Here is a 16,896-nt window from a genome sequence, read left to right as displayed (position 1 = left end):
GGTTAAAATACAATTAGACTTTGATAAATTGCGATAATTAATATTCAATATAAACATAGAACTTTATTAAATGTCGATGTTATTTTTTTTTCATGTATCAATTATTAAAAATAAGCAATTGTAACAACGTTAAAATATCAACCACAATACCGTTTTTGAATAGGAGTCCTCAAGATTAAAAGATTAAATTTTGCGATATTAGCATATGTATTATTTATGTAAATAATATCGTTGTAAATCTTAATTATACGTTGCCTCTCTTAATTTTCACAAATATGTTTAAGAAAGAAATCTATACTACCCGAAGGAACGAGCTCATTTCAAAATTTTCCGTTGGAAAAATCCTTTTTTTAGGGAATATTGAGAACCCGATCAATTTTGAACACAATACCTACCCATTTCGTCAGGACAGTAGTTTTTTATATTATATTGGTATAAAAGCTCCTCGATTAGCTGCTCTCCTCGATATTGATCTGGGAGAGACATTACTATTTGGTGATGAAATGACCATCGACGATATCGTCTGGATGGGACAACAACAGACGTTGGCAGAAAAAGCGGCCCTTTCGGGGATCCGTAAATTACTTCCTTTTGATCAACTCTTCGACTATCTAAAAAAAAGCGATCAAAATACACTCTATTACCTTCCCCCCTATCAATCGCACAATAAAATATTGCTTGGAAAATTGTTTAATTGTCCTGTTAATCAGCTTCAACCATCTGTAGCTTTAATTCAAGCTGTAGCCGCACAACGCAGTATTAAATCAGTGGAGGAAGTTGTCGAACTAGAAAAAGCTGTAGATGTAGCTGTAGACATGCACCGTCTCGCTATCCAGATGACCAAACCCGGTTGTTATGAATATCAGATTAGCAATGCCATGCAGCATTTTGCACAGGACCAGGGCATGCCTTTTTCTTATCCGCCAATCGTGACCAAAAGAGGTGAAATCTTGCACAACCATATGCAGTTCCATCAAGTTCATGAAGGCGATCTTCTTCTGAATGACTCTGGAGTTGAAACATCATTGGGATATGCTTCCGACCTAACACGGACCTTTCCTGTTGGTAAACGTTTTACCTCTTTACAGGAGGAAATCTACCAGATCGTTTTACACGCATTTAAATCTGCTGAGCAGTTGTTAACTGCCGGAATCCGTTTTAAAGATATCCATTTAAAAGCCTGTGAAGCACTCGTAGACGGACTGATCCAGGTCGGGTTTATGAAAGGCAACTCACAAGATGCAGTTGCTAACCATGCACACACACTATTCTTTCAATGTGGACTAGGTCACCTTCTCGGGCTGGATGTACATGATATGGAAGATCTGGGCGAACAATATGTGGGCTACAGTACGTCCGAACCTAAAGATACCAAGACCTTCGGTCTTAAATCTCTGCGATTAGGTAAGGAATTGGAAGCTGGCAATGTACTTACTGTGGAACCAGGTATCTATCTCATCCCTGAACTGACACAGCTTTGGGAGCAGCAAAATCTGCACAGGGATTTTGTCAATTATGACTTTCTGAAAAAACATCTCGATTTTGGGGGAATTCGTATTGAGGACAATTATCTTATTGAGGAAAATGGTTATCGACGTCTCGGAAAATACCTCGAACGTGAAGTGCAAGAAATCTATCGCCTAAAAGACAATGCAATAGATTAAATACGCTGGAGGATCCTAGTAACATACCTCATCTGAATTAAATAATTGATCAATAATAATCATATACAAATGAATAGAATTAGACATTTTATCCTCGCAAAACTGTTATTGGTTCTTTATCTATCCAATCCTCTTTTTGCGCAAAGACTCTGGACGGATATTGGTGACCAATATTATGAGTTTTCGGATAAAGGGATTGAGATCGTCGATCCAAAAAATGGAAACCGGGGAACCTTTTTATCCCAGCAATCTCTTATTCCAAAAGGCAGCAATACGGCAATAAAAGTTGAGAATTTTTCGATATCCAAGAATAGGGAACTAATTTTAATCTATACCAATAGCAAAAAGGTTTGGCGAGAAAATACAAGGGGTGATTATTGGGTGTACAACAAGAAATCCAATCAATTGACGCAATTAGGCCGTCAATTTCCATCATCCCAATTGATGTTTGCCAAATTTAATCCTCAAGCCAATAAAGTGGCTTATGTTAACAAAGCAGACCATAATATTTATGTGGAGGATCTAACGAATGGAAATATAAACGCCGTAACGAAGGATGGGACAGACCGTATGATCAATGGAACTTTCGATTGGGTTTATGAGGAAGAGTTTGGTTGCAAAGATGGTTTTAGATGGTCGCCTGATGGTCTCTCTATCGCCTACTGGAAACTTGACGCAAACAGTATCCGTAATTTTCTAATGATTAATAATACGGATAGTCTCTACTCTTTTACCATTCCTGTAGAATATCCGAAAGTGGGACAGTCTCCAAGCGCTTGTTCCATATGGACTTATGAACTTGCTAGCGGAAAGAATAGCCGCATAAACATTCCGGGAGATCCTGAACAGCATTATATTCCACGTATGGAATGGTGTATGGACAGCAAACAGCTTATTTTTCAGCAACTCAATAGGAAACAAAACGAAAGTAAGATCTACACAGCTTCCATTGCTACTCATGAAGCTCAAGCAATACATCGCGAAACGAGCGATTCCTGGATTGACATCAAGGCAAGATGGAATAATAATGATCCTTCGGGCTGGGACTGGATACAGGATGGAAAAGCATTTATATGGGTATCGGAAAAAGACGGCTGGCGAAAAATCTATCAAATTGACTTTAAAGGTAATGAAAAGCTCATTACGAAAGCGGATTATGACATTATTAATCTTGATTTTCTAGATCCAAAAGGAGAAACAATCTATTTCACTGCTTCTCCCAGCAATGCGACTCAAAAATATCTGTATAGTGTCTCTACTAGAGGTGGCTCCCCAAAAAGGCTCACACCAGCATCTTTCGAGGGAACTTGCGATTATGATATTTCGAAAGATGGCAAGATTGCTATCTTCAGCTTTAGCAACCGTTCCGAGCTCAAGCAAGATGCTATTATCGAGCTCCCTACACACCGGACAGTAGTGGATTTTGAGGTTAAACGTGAAAAGAAAGTCAGTGATGGCATAGCCGAATTTTTCAAAGTTAAGACTACTGAAGGTGTTGAACTAGATGGCTGGATGGTCAAACCACTGGATTTCGATCCGAATAAAAAGTATCCAGTAGTCTTTATGGTATATGGTGAGCCTGCTTCACAAACTGTAATCGACAACTTTAGCGCAGGTTATAACAGCTTGTATAAAGGAAATATGGCCCAGGACGGATACATTTATATTTCTTTGGATAACCGGGGCACACCTGCTCCTAAAGGTAGCCTATGGCGCAAAAGTATCTACCGCAATATCGGTCAGCTCAATATTCGTGATCAAGCATTAGCCACACAGGAAATATTAAAATGGTCTTTTGTAGATAATTCGCGCATCGCAGTCTGGGGATGGAGCGGAGGTGGTTCAAGTACCCTCAATTTACTGGGACAATACCCACAAATCTATAAAACAGGTATTGCAATAGCAGCTGTTGCTAATCAACTCCTTTATGATAATGTCTATCAAGAACGTTATATGGGACTTCCACAAGAAAATTTAGCCGACTTTGAGAATGGTTCGCCATTGAAATATGCAAAAAATATTAAAGGAAATCTACTGTATATACACGGCACTGGAGACGATAATGTTCATTATCAGAATGCGGAAGTTCTTATAGACGAATTCATAAAAAATAATGTACAATTTCAGTTAATGTCCTATCCTAACCGTAGTCATTCCATTAGTGAAGGAGAAGGGACTCACGAACACCTAAGAACGTTATTTACGAATTATTTAAAACTACATTGCCCTCCAGGCGGAAGATAAGCGAATGAAAAGAATACTATTATATGCACTAGGTACCTGTGGCATTTTAGTCGCAGGCTCCCAGCAATCCAACGCGCAACTGATGAAAGAAAAAAATGAATTCACGCGAGCGGATTCATTGCGGGGATTTCTCACACCATTGCGCACTTGCTACGATATCCAATATTATCATTTGGACGTGAAAGTAGATGTAGACAATAAATTCATTTCAGGTTCAAACTTATTCCGCTTTAAGGCCACGGAAGATTTTGAACGTCTACAATTCGATCTGTTTGCCAATCTTAAAATTAATAAGGTTATCTATCAAGGGAAAGAGCTCTCATTTACAAGAGAATATAATGCTGTTTTTTTGAACTTTCCTACTAAAATCACCAAAGGTACGCAAAGTGAATTCACAGTGTATTATGAAGGTCATCCCACAGAGGCAGCACGCGCTCCCTGGGACGGTGGCTTTGACTGGAAAAAAGACAGCAATGGTAAACCTTGGGTGGCTACAGCCTGCCAAGGTATGGGCGCTAGCGTCTGGTGGCCTAATAAAGACCATCAGTACGATGAAGTCGACAGTATGATGATTTCGATCGCTGTCCCAAAAGAAGTAATGAACGTATCTAATGGGCGATTGGTAAAAGTGGAAAAAATGAAAGACGGATACAACAAATACCATTGGAAAGTTGCCAATCCGATCAACAACTACAATGTAGCCATCAATATTGGAGACTATATTCATTTTCAAGAAAAATACAAAGGTGAAAAAGGTCCTTTGGATGTCGACTACTATATCTTGCGGGAGAATGATAAAACAGAAAAAAAGGCTCATCTTCAAAAAAATGCCAGACAGACGTTAGAAGCATTTGAGTATTGGTTTGGTCCATATCCTTTTTATGCGGATGGTTACAAACTGGTCGAAACGTATCATACGGGTATGGAACATCAAAGTGCTATTGCCTATGGCAATCATTATCAGAATGGATATCGTGGAAACGATGCTTCGGGAACAGGTTGGGGGCAAAAATGGGATTTCATTGTAGTCCACGAATCGGGCCATGAATGGTTTGGTAATAATATCACTTCTGCCGATCTCGCGGACATGTGGATTCATGAGAGTTTCACAAATTATTCTGAGGGTTTATTTATAGACTATTTCTACGGCAAAGAAGCCAGTCAGGCATATGCGCATGGTATCCGAAGTGGCATTCACAATGACAGCCCCATGCAGGGACCATATCACGTCAACAAGGAGGGATCGGGCGATATGTATCCTAAAGGAGGTGTCATGCTCAATATGATCCGTACAATGATAGATGATGACGATAAATGGCGCGCTATATTACGAGGTTTGAATAGTAAATTCTATCATCAACAGGTAAATTACAGTGATATTGTGAATTATGTAAGCCAGCAGTCGGGTCTGGACCTGTCAAAAGTATTTGAACAGTATGTTCAGCATACCTCTATTCCAACACTAGAAATCCAACAAGATGCTTCTGGTAGAATAATGGGCAGGTGGATTAGCGCGGTCAAAGGGTTTCAGATGCCAATCCATATCGGAATAAAAGGCGAAAAGAGACAGCTTATTCAACTAGATCAACAGTTCAGAACGATAAAAATTGCGGGATTAAATAAGGAAAATATCGATGTCGATACATTCAATTATTATATAGGCCTTTTGTCAGAATAACATCTATTCAAAAGCATGTTGGAAGCTTCAACACGACACAAGAAAATAGCATAATTTTGAAGACTTTGGAGACAAAAATTTAACAGTTGCCCCAAAAGCAGGTAATCCTATTTTTGGGGCAACTGTTTATAAAATGGATTCTTAACGGTCGAAACGATCTGGCTTAAATCCGACAATACTGGGTTCAATTTCTCTAGCAGCCAATAGGTCACAAACAATCTCGCCATAGGCGGGACCCAAACTCAGCCCCATCATTCCTCCTCCTCCAGCTACAATAGCATTGCCGTAATTTTTTAATCTTCCATAGTCTCTCCTGTACACTGTATGTGACTCAATCTATGGTCGCTGGAAATGCCCCCAGTTGTTGCATAGCGTGTTTTACTCAACACTAGTTGGCATACCTTGGAACAACAGTCTTCCGCACTTGTTCTGTGCAATAGTGAACAGCTCCTGATATTTCTACATATCATTGTCAGATGCCGCGAAGGTCAAGATTATCTGACCAACCAAATGTTCCATTAAAATCTTCTTTGCATGACAATTGACACAAGAAATAAATGTCCTCTTTCCAGCAGTTCAGGATTGCACAATACCCGCACTGTATCTATTTCCACCAACATAGCTTGAGCAAAACCCTCTTGCACATTATCCGTGCCTACTGGCAATATATTGATCCCATTGTTTTCAATCATCTATACTATATCCAATAAGTTGCTCAGTCTTCTTATGAATTAATCCATTCTGACCTAATATTGACCTTTTATGGGCAACACTTGTCAAAGACTTATAACTGGAAATTAGAATCAATATAACTAAACAACAAGAGGTAATATCACGATGGTATAACAAAATGAGTATTTTATTCGAAAACCCTTGCAAGTGTGTACAAAATACACTACCTTTGTCATATCATAATTTAGGTTTATAATTGGTTATTGAAGGTTTTCATTCTCCCCGTTTGAAAACCTTTTTTTGTTTTTACATTACACTAAAATTTGTAAAATATATTGCGCTGTTGTATTCTTTAAGTAAATCCTGCTCTAATAGCCTGCTTATAAGAGGAAGCAACAGTACCCCTGCACACATAATTTACTTATATTTAGAATATTATTCAGGATAATTAGCATAACGGAAGTATTTTCACCTCACATTAAGAGAAGAAGCACAGAAATTACAATCCAATACTTTGAATTGTTGGACCGCCATTTATCTGATTTAGTTAATGGCAAAGCTATGGAAATGTTAGAATTAAAGGATATAGCCAGTTTACTTTGTATCTCTCAAAAACATCTTATTAAAATAATACAGGAAACCAGTGGAAATCACCCTTGCCATTTTTATGTAAATAAAATATTAACATGCACAAAGGATCTCCTAATCAACAGCACATTGACCATCTCGACCATCGCTCAAACACTTACTTACGATCCATCTAATTTCACCAAATTTTTTAAGAAATATGAAGGTATAACCCCATCTGAATTTCGTCAATTGAAAAAAGCGAAAAGTTCACCATAATATCATCATTTACTTTCATGAAATTTGTTATAATCAAAATATAAATTATTATGGCAAGGAATGATGTAAAAGGAAAAGTTGTATTGATCGCTGGCGGCGCGAAAAACCTTGGTGGTTTGTTGAGTCGAAATTTTGCTGCTAAAGGCGCCAAATTGGTGATCCACTATAACAGTGAGCACAGCAAGGCAGATGCAGAAGGAACACTGGCAGTGGTAAAGGCTGCTGGAGCGGAAGCGATCCTCTTTCAAGCGGATCTTACTAATATCGAAAATATTAGCAAGCTCTTTGATACGGCGGTGTTGCAATATGGAGGAATCGATATTGCAATTAATACCGTCGGTAAAGTATTAAAAAAACCGATCGTAGATACAACAGTGGATGAATATGACAGCATGAGTGATATTAATTCCAAAGTTGCCTACTTTTTTATCCAAGAAGCAGGCAAAAAATTGAACAACAACGGTAAAGTTTGCACGATTGTCACATCGTTACTTGCGGCATACACAGGGTTTTATTCTACATATGAAGGACTGAAAGCACCCGTTGAACATTTTACGCGTGCTGCGTCCAAAGAATTTGGCGATCGAGGTATTTCGGTGACAGCGGTTGCTCCCGGTCCAATGGATACATCATTTTTCTATGGACAAGAGAGCGAAGAAGCAGTAGCTTATCATAAATCCGCCTCTGCACTTGGGGGGTTGACTGACATTAAAGATATTGCTCCTCTAGTCGAATTCCTGGTAACAGATGGTTGGTGGATTACCGGGCAAACCATTTTTGCCAATGGAGGGTATACAACACGATAGTGTAACATTATCAAAGGCATCTTTTATATAAAAAGATGCCTTTGATATTTGGTAAGTCTAACTTACCAGATCCTGCAAAAATTTCAATTCATATTGATCGTCTACAACTGTTTTAAAAAATTGAGATAATAGGGTACACTCTGTTCAACCCATTCTTCGGAAGCATGTTTTTCGATACCATAGTATGCAAAAAGTGGTTGATAATTGGCGTGAACATAATTGAATGTAATCTCAAAAGGACTTGTCAATTGATCTAGGCTATATTTATACTTTCCATTTGCACTATATTCTGCTTCGTCAATCCCAACAGAAACGGCCAAAGCGATCTTCTTTCCTGCTAACTTGTAACCACTCGACTTTCCATATGCCCAGCCATAGGTCAATACCTCATCCAACCACTTTTTAAAAAAAGGAGGGCAGTTAAACCAATAAAATGGGAATTGAAATATGATTTTATCATGTTTTTCAATCAATTGCTGTTCCAGGGTAACGTCAATTTTTTCATCTGGATATCTTTCATGCAATTGATGGATTTCATAGTCCTCCGGATGTTTTTCCAATTCCTCGATCCACCTCTTATTAAGGAGTGATTCTTTAATATTTGGATGTATTACAATGACCAATGTTTTCATTATAGCTAATTATTCAATAGTTTGGATACTCATTATCACGGCGTTCGATAGTCGTAATTGTTTTATTCACTCGATTATTTTGACTCAAAAATAGCGAGATATTCCTTATTTTGGCGCACTGGTAGCCCAATGTTCGGTACTATAAAAAATGTGCGTGATGACAAAAATCAAAGAGAGTTCAACCAATTTTGCCAATAAACAAATTTTAGCGAATGATTGCCCTGAGGTATTTGCGGCTAATATTATTGGTGGCCAGTGGTCTTTGGCTATTTGTTGCTATCTAATCAACGGAAGCCTCCGATACAGTGAAATCAGAAAATGCCTTCCTAATATCACCGAACGCATGTTGACTTTGCAATTACGAAAATTAGAGGAAAATAGAGTCGTCAAACGCACGATATATGCTGAGGTTCCTCTACGAGTAACGTATGAATTAACAACTATTGGTTATGAGCTATCTCCTATCATTCGTGAACTTGGAAAATGGGGAGAAAAATTAAAAGGTCTTTCGATGTAAGACTTCATCGTATTAAAAAAATATAAAAAAATTTGCATAGTGTAAAAAATACACTTACATTTGTAGTATCATAATTTAGGTTTATAATTGGTTATTGAAGGTTTTCATTCTCCCCGTTTGAAAACCTTTTTTCATTTTATCTAAACACTTATTTTTCACTCTTCACTCTCCTATTAATCAAAGCCAACTTCTTTGTATATACCAGCCTGCTCTAAAATCGTTTAACCATTGGAGACTTGAATCCCATTTCGTAAGTTATTGTGCTTAGAGTTATAATTTATTGGCACCTAGATCTCTCCGTTTTGGATGAAAGTTTAAGATCGACTAGATTCCTGAGCCCCATTTACCACAAGTTTGTTTAGCCTAGTGATCAGGATCATATTGATTGCCGGCCAGCCTCAGCGAAAAAAATCGGTCGGCACCTTGGTTAAAGCAAAAAAAAAGTGAGGGATAAATATTAATATCCCTCGCCTTTTTTATATGGATTAAGTGTTTCTATCGGATTACATTTTATAATACTGTTCCCAGCCTCTTGTAGGTGGAGGTCCTGCCAAAAGTGCATTCGCAAATCTATCATTACTGATTTCTTTTTTCTGGGGATCAAAAATCAGCTTCGCATTTAGACGCTGTGCAATTACTCCCAAACAGAACACTTGACTTAAAGGTCCTGCAATTTCAAAAGCTGACCTTGTTTTCTCTTCTCCTTTACATGCTTTAAGGAAGTTGGCATAATGATTAGATGGTGATTTCGGAACCTCTGGAAGACGGGATTCTAATTCCTTTGCCTTTGTTTCAGGTATAATCTGCAAAATACTTGCGTGAGAACCTCCTTTGAAAGTCAGATCCTTTCCATAGATAATTTTTCCAGGATTTAATTTCGCCGGCTCTAACTTACCTGTACTGGGGGCTGGAATATTCGGATCCAATCCCGAAACCCCGTAGCCGTCTGGGATTGGTGGCAAATTATTTAAGCCATCATACCAATTAATATCAACTGCAGGCATCTTTTTTCGCTTCGGAAAATGAAATTTCAGTGTCGAAGACATGGGAAAAAAATACGAATTATGTCCATCAAGCTTTACAGCACTTACTTCTGTAGGCAACCCAAGATCCAAAAACTCATGTGCAGTATCTAAGATATGCGCCCCCCAATCACCAAGAGCTCCCATGCCAAAATCATACCAACAGCGCCATTGCCCATTCACAAAGTCTTTATTATAATTATGTCCTAGGGTCTGCATTTGCCACAGTTCCCAGTCCAACGTGTCTGGTGTTATTTCAGCAGCTGGAAATCCTTTCATATTTACATCCCATCCATGCCATCTGCGGGGCATATTCATATGAGCATCGATACGCGTGATATCTTTAATTATCCCCGCATCCTTCCATGCCTTGAATTGAAAGTAGTTCGCTTCGGAATGCCCCTGATTCCCCATCTGCGTTACAAGTTTTGGATTCTTCTTGGCCTTATTTGTCATTAATTCAACTTCAAGAAATGTTCTTGCCATTGGTTTTTCAACGTAAACATGCTTTCCAAGATCCAAGGCCAACATCGTTATGGCAAAATGGGAGAAATCCGGTATACCGATGCTAACCGCATCGATTTGGCTCCCCATCTTGTCAAACATAACTCTAAAGTCTTTAAATTTTGGTGCATCCGGAAACATACTCAAAATTTCCTGTGTGTGCTTAGCTCCCAAGTCTACATCACAGAGTGCGACAATATTACAAAGGCCGGTTTTATAGAGTTCTTTTATAATATCCGCAGCTCTATTGCCGAGACCTACACATGCCAAATTAACCCGTTCATTCGGTGATGCTAAAGTGACCTTGCCAAGGACGCTATTCGATAGCATGACTGCACCCGCTGCAATAACAGATTGTTTTACAAAGCTTCGACGTGATAGATAATGATTCATATGAGCTTAGTTTTGTGTATTAATCTTTATACTGCGAAATGAAACTCGATCACCATGATCCTGTAATAGAATGGAGCCTTCTTTTGCTTCACCAAAGTTGTCCCAGTCCTTATACTTGCTAATCGCGACAAGGTCCTTAAACTCCTTCGATCCTCTTTCGTAACTCAACATCTTTATTCCATTCAGATAATGCTCAACCTTGTTATCCGCGGTAACCACTACCCGACCTCTGTTCCATTCGCCTATCGGTCTCCGGGCACGCGCATCTCTATTCGATGTGATAAGATCATATAGTGATGCCAGGGTCCGGTTACCGTCACGACCTAACTTTGCATCAGGATGTAAGGCATCATCAAGTACCTGAAATTCTAGACCGATGGCCGATCCTTTGGACTTTTCCTTCAATGTGACAAAATATTTTACTCCGCTATTCGCTCCAGGACTAAGTTTAAATTCAAAAGAGAGGTCAAATACGGTATATTTATCCTTCGTTATGATATCACCGCCATTGGTAGATTCTCCACCATCAGATTTCAAAACAGTTAATTGACCATCCTTAATTTCCCAACCACGATCAGGAAATTTATCTCCATGGATGCTTCGCCATCCATTATTAGTTTTACCATCAAATAGCAGCTTTACTCCTTTTTTCTTTTCGGCAGCCACTATTTCATTTGGCTTTAGATTGACGATATAAATATCCTTCGGAAAACCTTTTGTCTTCAGATCAGTGGTCTTTATTTTAACATTTTTGAAATAGACTTTCTTACCATCTAATTCTGAAGGAATACTGTGTACTTGTAATCCGATGAATCCAGTTCGATCAATTGTATCTACGACATAAGAAACAGGAATATCATTGATCCAGGTACGCAATTCATCACCGATTGCCTCTATTCTAATGTGATTATACTCTTCGGCTTTATACGCCTTCTTTGCATTTTCATTGAGATCCAACGGATAAAGCCAGCCGCGGCGAGCTTCATCATAGATACCACCTGTCCACGCCCTGGATGACGGGTCAATCTCCACTTGCCTTCCATAGACCTTGCCACGGCCATCATTTGCTTTTGGGTCAAGATGACTCCGGGTCTGGATTCCTGAATTCGTTTGACTGCCTTCGAGCTTAACATCTAGTTCCAATATGAAATCACCATATTCTTTTTCTGTGACCAAAAATGAATTGGGCGTTCCTTTAGTCATTCTTCCCACGATCGCGTCCCCCTCAATAGAATAAGGAGCTTTCCCGCCAACGGTTTTCCAGCCATTCAGCGTTTTTCCGTCAAAAAGATTTGTCCAGCCTTTTTCTGTGGTCTTATTCATCTGCGCATGCGATAAAATAGTATTTCCAGCCATCGCTGCCACTAAGACAAACTTAAATAATGTGTTTCTTTTCATTGTGATAATTACATCTTGAGCTCGTACGCCCGGTTTATTTATTGAATATTGGGATATTAAAGTTATTATGCAGTTTAATCCCTTTCGATTTAGGAGATTGGTACACCTTCCTCAGCCATTGGTTATTTTTTCAATTGGCTTTCTAAAACAAGATATCAATTAATATAGGTGAAACGAATCAAATTGCATGATTTATTTACGAAAACGTTTGAAACAATAGAAAAGGCAACGTGTAAAACAATAACAATGAAAATACGACGAAAAAAAACTATAGTCTTTGCATAAATAGCACAAAAAAATTGGGTGTTAATACACCATAAGAAAACTAAAACCAAGGAAATAAATAGATACACCGTGGTAAAATAGCATAATTCTAAAGCGAATCTGCATCGAAAGAATGGGTTCTAGGTAAAAATGAAGCACTAGCGACGAGAGAAATCTAAGTCACAGAATTAACTCGTCGGACAGCCTCATCTCTACTAATACCATTCGACCAATCCTGTACCAATGAATGTTCAGACTCATAAGGTATTAATAATGGACGATAACCATTCAATTGAGTTAAAACCTGCATATAAAGTCCAATTGTAGAAGTTTCATAATCTGCTATTTCATTACAGAGCATACCAAAATAGCTTTTTTCTTCGGCCTCCTTAGCCGCAAACATAAGGCGATAATCCTCTATCGTTTCTTTGCTCACCGAAACCCAAACACCATAATCTAAGGTTTCGTCGTGATCCAAAATAGGAATCTGCAAAACAACACGGATAAAATAGTCAATCTGATCTTTATGATTGATGACACAAAAATCATCCTCTTTTTCTGCGAGTTTCTCTTTATCGACTAGACTTAATATATCATAATGAAAAGGGGCATCAAAAGCTAAGGATGGTAATTCAGTATGTTCTACACCGCAATTTTGGCAAATAAAAGTATCCATATATATTGTATCTCAAAAAAAATATTCCAAGGTATTTCTTAATTGCAAACTTAATCAAACTTTTAAATTCATAATAATAAATATCTATGAGATAATCAGGTAAAATTCATAATCTCAATTCTTTTATTTATAGTCGCAGTGTTTTAAATTATTATAATAATATTTTTAAAAAAATTTGCTAAAGTGTACAAAGTACACTATTTTTGTAGTATCATAATTTAGGTTTATAATTGGTTATTTAAGGTTTTCATTCTCCCCGTTTGGAAACCTTTTTTTATTTACATTTATTGATGCTCATACTCCTAACCTATTCAAGATAAACTATAAAACAGGATCTTCCAATCATTTTGGAAATTTCCATGGTACTTAATAAGGTTTTCTCTTTTACTCTGAAACAAGATCAACCCTTCTATTTAAAAAATAAAATAAAAACAATCAGTAAAAAATTTGGAGAACACGAAAATTATACACAACTTTAAAGAACAAACATATATTCCAACTAGACTACAAAGTAGACAAAGGAAATTTTTTTATTTTAAAAAGACGATTTTATCTTTGAACATCTCATTGATGAAATTTTAAATTGGTTTTTTTGCAGAAAAACTTCACTTAACTTAATAGACAGTAGCATTTTAAAATATGACAACCAACTCCATTAAGGTATATACAGTAGTTTCAAAAGAGATTAAAGAAGATCCAGATGTATTCACTAACCTAGAAGGGGTTTTTTCTACTTATGAAAAAGCACAGGAATATATTGATCATTTTTTTGGCAACGCGAAATATGGCTATCGTTCTATTATACCTACTTTTTTAGATCCCTTTCAAGATGAAATCCAGAATAATGATTCCTATTATAGTATTTCCTCACAGTTGATTGACAATAAATTAGAAATTGAAATCTGCAAAACTTCATTTGCCGTGGTTCTTTCCGAAGTCGGGCAACTCCGTATAGATGAAGCTACTTCAGAAAAACCAATGGAGATCAACTTACATTGTTTCGCTCGATCTGAAGAAAAAGCTATTGAAAAATTCAATAATTTGATTAGCGATTATGCAAAAGAACATAATCGACATTTTCTAATTAACCCTTACCGGATAACAGATTCGGACCAGTATTATTAGTTTTCTCAGCAATGTTTGAGGTCTCTATCGTATTTTTAGGTATTTATTTTTTTTCGAATTTCACTCAGATATTCGGGAGTAAAGCCTAAAAAAGATGCAATAAGATATTGTGGTACACGTTGCACAAACTCTGGGTATTTACGTAACATATCGCGATAAAACTCCTCTTTAGGTAATGAAAAAAGATATTTAACACGCATTTGTGCCGCTGCATAAGCTCTCTGATATACAAAACGAAAATAGCGTTCCATCAATGGAAATTCCGTCATCAATTTTTCCTGATTTTCCTGACTAATATATAAAACTTCCGATTTTTCAACAGCTTGTATATAGAATGAACTTACAAGCTTATTTTCATAAGCCATATTGTCCGTCAACCACCAGTTTTCAATAGCAAATTCAGTGGTTTGTTCCACACCTTTTTCATTTACAAAAAACTTACGCAATATTCCTTTCAACACAAAATAGTGGTATCTGCAGATTTGGCCTTCTTCCAGCATATTTTCCTTTTTTGCAACTGAATTTATATTAAAGTATTTTGATACCCGCTCAAATGTTACATCGTCGATCTGGATAAATTTCTCCAAATGTGCTCTAAATATTTCCAATAGCTTTCATTTTATTTTGACAGCTCATATTTCACCATCTAATGCAAGGTACTATAAAAAGTTAATTCGGACAAAGCATAAGTAACACTTCCACGCACAATCAACAACATTGTAAAAATCAACACGGAGGTTTCTGATCGCTAATTGCTCAAAGAACATACCTTCGCTTTATTGACAAAGATCTTTCGATAGAAGGTATTAACATCACCAACATTTATTCTGATAATTTATATATTTGGCTTATTAATACCCATATCGCCTAACGGAGACTATCACGGAACATCGGGCTTTTGCCTTTATTAAAACAGATAAAAAATTGCTAAAGCTTTTTTTTAATGAAATCAACGTGATCAAAGGACTGGGAAACTATGTCGAAATTCATACGACAGCACACAAAAAACACATCTCCTATAAGAGCCTCAAAGATCTAATCGAAAGCTTACCGCAAGAATTTATGCGCGTTCACAATTCGTACATTGTTAATCTCAACAATATTGAATCTTTTGAAGACAATCAGCTTATATCCGGTGATCTAAAAGTAACGGTCGCAAAGAGCTATCGAGATTGTCTTACCAACACACTCAATAAGATGATGCTCTGACAACCTACATATCCAAAAGAGCCATTCACATATTATTTTTAGCAAGCTATATAAAAAAGTTTCTATATATGCTCTTTCATTCTAATTTTGAGAGAAAACAAGTAGAATGTGTAAACAAAAAGTATTAGATTATATCCAAAACAATAACCTCATTGGTATAAAAGCGGGGATTGAAAGACCTGATTTTTCAGACATCTGGATGGTGGTTGTTCAAGGTAGAATATTTGCAAGATCTTGGGGATTGGCAGAGCGGAGCTGGTACAATAGCTTTCTAAAAAATCCAATGAGCCAGATTAAATGCGGTCCAATTCTTTGCCAAATATGTGCAACAGTTGTAGACGATAACCCTGAGTTGACTGCTGCAATTAATCAGGCCTATCTAGCAAAATATAACCAAGGCTACAATAGTGTCTATGCGCAATCTATTACCGCTGAAAAACATGTTGCTAAAACTATGGAATTTATGATCGATGAATTCAAGTCTACCGTTATACAACCGAATTCAAGCATCATTTGAAGTCATGGCGATTTGTGTCCATATTTTCGAATATATAGATATCCAAATAATGGGAGCGCAAGCATTTGGAAAAGAAAGATCAATAGTGAGACAAGGCCTTGAGCTTGGTTATCATTAGCTCTAACCAATAGTTGTGCGTCCAACGGTCCATTAGAAAACACCAAAATATTAACGACGTTCCAGCCTAGGTGAAAAGCTATCGGCAAATAAAGAGATTTTGTAACAACATAAGCTTTGGCCAATACCCATCCAAAAAGTCCGGTCATCCACAATATCATCAGCATCTGTATTGGATTTCCAAAAGCACCATAGGAAAACCAATGGTAAACACCGAAAGCTCCAGCGGAGAGCAGGCACCCCCATCTAGATCCCAGCTTTTCCACCACGATATAAAGTAGAACACCTCTAAACAACAGTTCTTCGAAAAGGACAGATTTTATGATCCACCATGTACTATTGATCAAATTAGCACCAGATAGTTTCGGATTAAGCATCCATAAATTGTGTACTGCCACGACTTTTATAGAATGATAGATAGTACATAACAGACCAGCCATAAAGAATCCTACACAAAAGGTTCCAAGTCTATTTTTCGTCGGTGTAAATCCGAGAACACTAAGATTCTTCTGTTCGACAATCCACAACAAAAGCCAAGACATAATCAATATGATTATTATACCTACCATACCAATAACTATTATCGAATTAACATACTCTTATTGATTAAAA

The 16,896-nt window shown here is 37.3% G+C and carries 16 protein-coding genes; 9 read left to right on the top strand and 7 right to left on the bottom strand.

Annotated features, from left to right (window positions below):
- Positions 1–275: 275 nt before the first annotated feature.
- The 3 genes from LC454_RS11515 (at position 276) to LC454_RS11505 (ending at position 5,586) form a co-directional block, all read left to right on the top strand.
- On the top strand, positions 276–1,664 hold the full coding sequence (locus tag LC454_RS11515) for an aminopeptidase P family protein (protein WP_223582475.1): 1,389 nt from the start codon (positions 276–278) through the stop codon (positions 1,662–1,664).
- A 69-nt stretch (positions 1,665–1,733) separates the two neighbouring features.
- Positions 1,734–3,908 (top strand): S9 family peptidase, encoded by a 2,175-nt coding sequence (locus tag LC454_RS11510; RefSeq protein WP_223582474.1) that lies wholly within the window; start codon positions 1,734–1,736, stop codon positions 3,906–3,908.
- Between the two features lie 4 nt (positions 3,909–3,912).
- On the top strand, positions 3,913–5,586 hold the full coding sequence (locus LC454_RS11505) for a M1 family metallopeptidase (RefSeq protein WP_223582472.1): 1,674 nt from the start codon (positions 3,913–3,915) through the stop codon (positions 5,584–5,586).
- Between the two features lie 141 nt (positions 5,587–5,727).
- Here the strand turns inward: LC454_RS11505 and LC454_RS11500 are convergent, their stop codons facing one another.
- Positions 5,728–5,907, bottom strand: a complete 180-nt coding sequence (locus LC454_RS11500; RefSeq protein WP_223582470.1) for a hypothetical protein — start codon at positions 5,905–5,907, stop codon at positions 5,728–5,730.
- A gap of 912 nt (positions 5,908–6,819) precedes the next feature.
- Here LC454_RS11500 and LC454_RS11495 point away from each other — a divergent pair.
- Positions 6,820–7,104: an AraC family transcriptional regulator gene (locus LC454_RS11495; protein WP_317196256.1), complete on the top strand. Its 285-nt coding sequence runs from the start codon at positions 6,820–6,822 to the stop codon at positions 7,102–7,104.
- Positions 7,105–7,154: 50 nt separating this feature from the next.
- A complete protein-coding gene (locus tag LC454_RS11490) occupies positions 7,155–7,910 on the top strand; it encodes an SDR family oxidoreductase (RefSeq protein ID WP_223582467.1) in 756 nt (251 codons plus the stop codon).
- Between the two features lie 101 nt (positions 7,911–8,011).
- Here LC454_RS11490 and LC454_RS11485 read toward each other — a convergent pair whose 3' ends face one another.
- Positions 8,012–8,542 (bottom strand): NAD(P)H-dependent oxidoreductase, encoded by a 531-nt coding sequence (locus LC454_RS11485; protein WP_223582465.1) that lies wholly within the window; start codon positions 8,540–8,542, stop codon positions 8,012–8,014.
- Positions 8,543–8,699: 157 nt separating this feature from the next.
- Here LC454_RS11485 and LC454_RS11480 point away from each other — a divergent pair, with 157 nt between their 5' ends.
- Positions 8,700–9,059, top strand: coding sequence for a winged helix-turn-helix transcriptional regulator (locus LC454_RS11480; protein WP_223583000.1), 360 nt, complete (start codon positions 8,700–8,702; stop codon positions 9,057–9,059).
- A 503-nt stretch (positions 9,060–9,562) separates the two neighbouring features.
- Here LC454_RS11480 and LC454_RS11475 read toward each other — a convergent pair.
- The 3 genes from LC454_RS11475 to LC454_RS11465 form a co-directional block, all read right to left on the bottom strand.
- The gene (locus LC454_RS11475) at positions 9,563–10,978 is read right to left on the bottom strand and encodes a Gfo/Idh/MocA family oxidoreductase (RefSeq protein ID WP_223582463.1); all 1,416 of its coding nucleotides are present in this window, start codon (positions 10,976–10,978) and stop codon (positions 9,563–9,565) included.
- 6 nt (positions 10,979–10,984) lie between these two features.
- Positions 10,985–12,376, bottom strand: coding sequence for a DUF1080 domain-containing protein (locus LC454_RS11470; protein WP_223582461.1), 1,392 nt, complete (start codon positions 12,374–12,376; stop codon positions 10,985–10,987).
- Positions 12,377–12,815: 439 nt separating this feature from the next.
- The gene (locus tag LC454_RS11465) at positions 12,816–13,316 is read right to left on the bottom strand and encodes a DUF2199 domain-containing protein (protein ID WP_223582459.1); all 501 of its coding nucleotides are present in this window, start codon (positions 13,314–13,316) and stop codon (positions 12,816–12,818) included.
- Positions 13,317–13,955: 639 nt separating this feature from the next.
- Here LC454_RS11465 and LC454_RS11460 point away from each other — a divergent pair.
- A complete protein-coding gene (locus LC454_RS11460) occupies positions 13,956–14,441 on the top strand; it encodes a hypothetical protein (RefSeq protein ID WP_223582457.1) in 486 nt (161 codons plus the stop codon).
- 35 nt (positions 14,442–14,476) lie between these two features.
- Here the strand turns inward: LC454_RS11460 and LC454_RS11455 are convergent, their stop codons facing one another.
- Positions 14,477–15,049 (bottom strand): Crp/Fnr family transcriptional regulator, encoded by a 573-nt coding sequence (locus LC454_RS11455; RefSeq protein ID WP_223582455.1) that lies wholly within the window; start codon positions 15,047–15,049, stop codon positions 14,477–14,479.
- A gap of 316 nt (positions 15,050–15,365) precedes the next feature.
- Here LC454_RS11455 and LC454_RS11450 point away from each other — a divergent pair, with 316 nt between their 5' ends.
- Positions 15,366–15,650, top strand: a complete 285-nt coding sequence (locus tag LC454_RS11450; RefSeq protein ID WP_223582453.1) for a LytR/AlgR family response regulator transcription factor — start codon at positions 15,366–15,368, stop codon at positions 15,648–15,650.
- A gap of 106 nt (positions 15,651–15,756) precedes the next feature.
- On the top strand, positions 15,757–16,167 hold the full coding sequence (locus LC454_RS11445; protein ID WP_223582451.1) for a DUF2255 family protein: 411 nt from the start codon (positions 15,757–15,759) through the stop codon (positions 16,165–16,167).
- Between the two features lie 2 nt (positions 16,168–16,169).
- Here LC454_RS11445 and LC454_RS11440 read toward each other — a convergent pair whose 3' ends face one another.
- The gene (locus tag LC454_RS11440) at positions 16,170–16,853 is read right to left on the bottom strand and encodes a CPBP family intramembrane glutamic endopeptidase (protein WP_223582449.1); all 684 of its coding nucleotides are present in this window, start codon (positions 16,851–16,853) and stop codon (positions 16,170–16,172) included.
- Positions 16,854–16,896 lie beyond the last annotated feature (43 nt).

This window comes from Sphingobacterium sp. GVS05A (assembly GCF_019969845.1).
In the GTDB taxonomy this organism is placed as follows: Bacteria; Bacteroidota; Bacteroidia; order Sphingobacteriales; family Sphingobacteriaceae; genus Sphingobacterium.
Note: the sequence above shows the minus strand (reverse complement) of the source record. Positions and strands in the feature narration are given on the sequence as shown.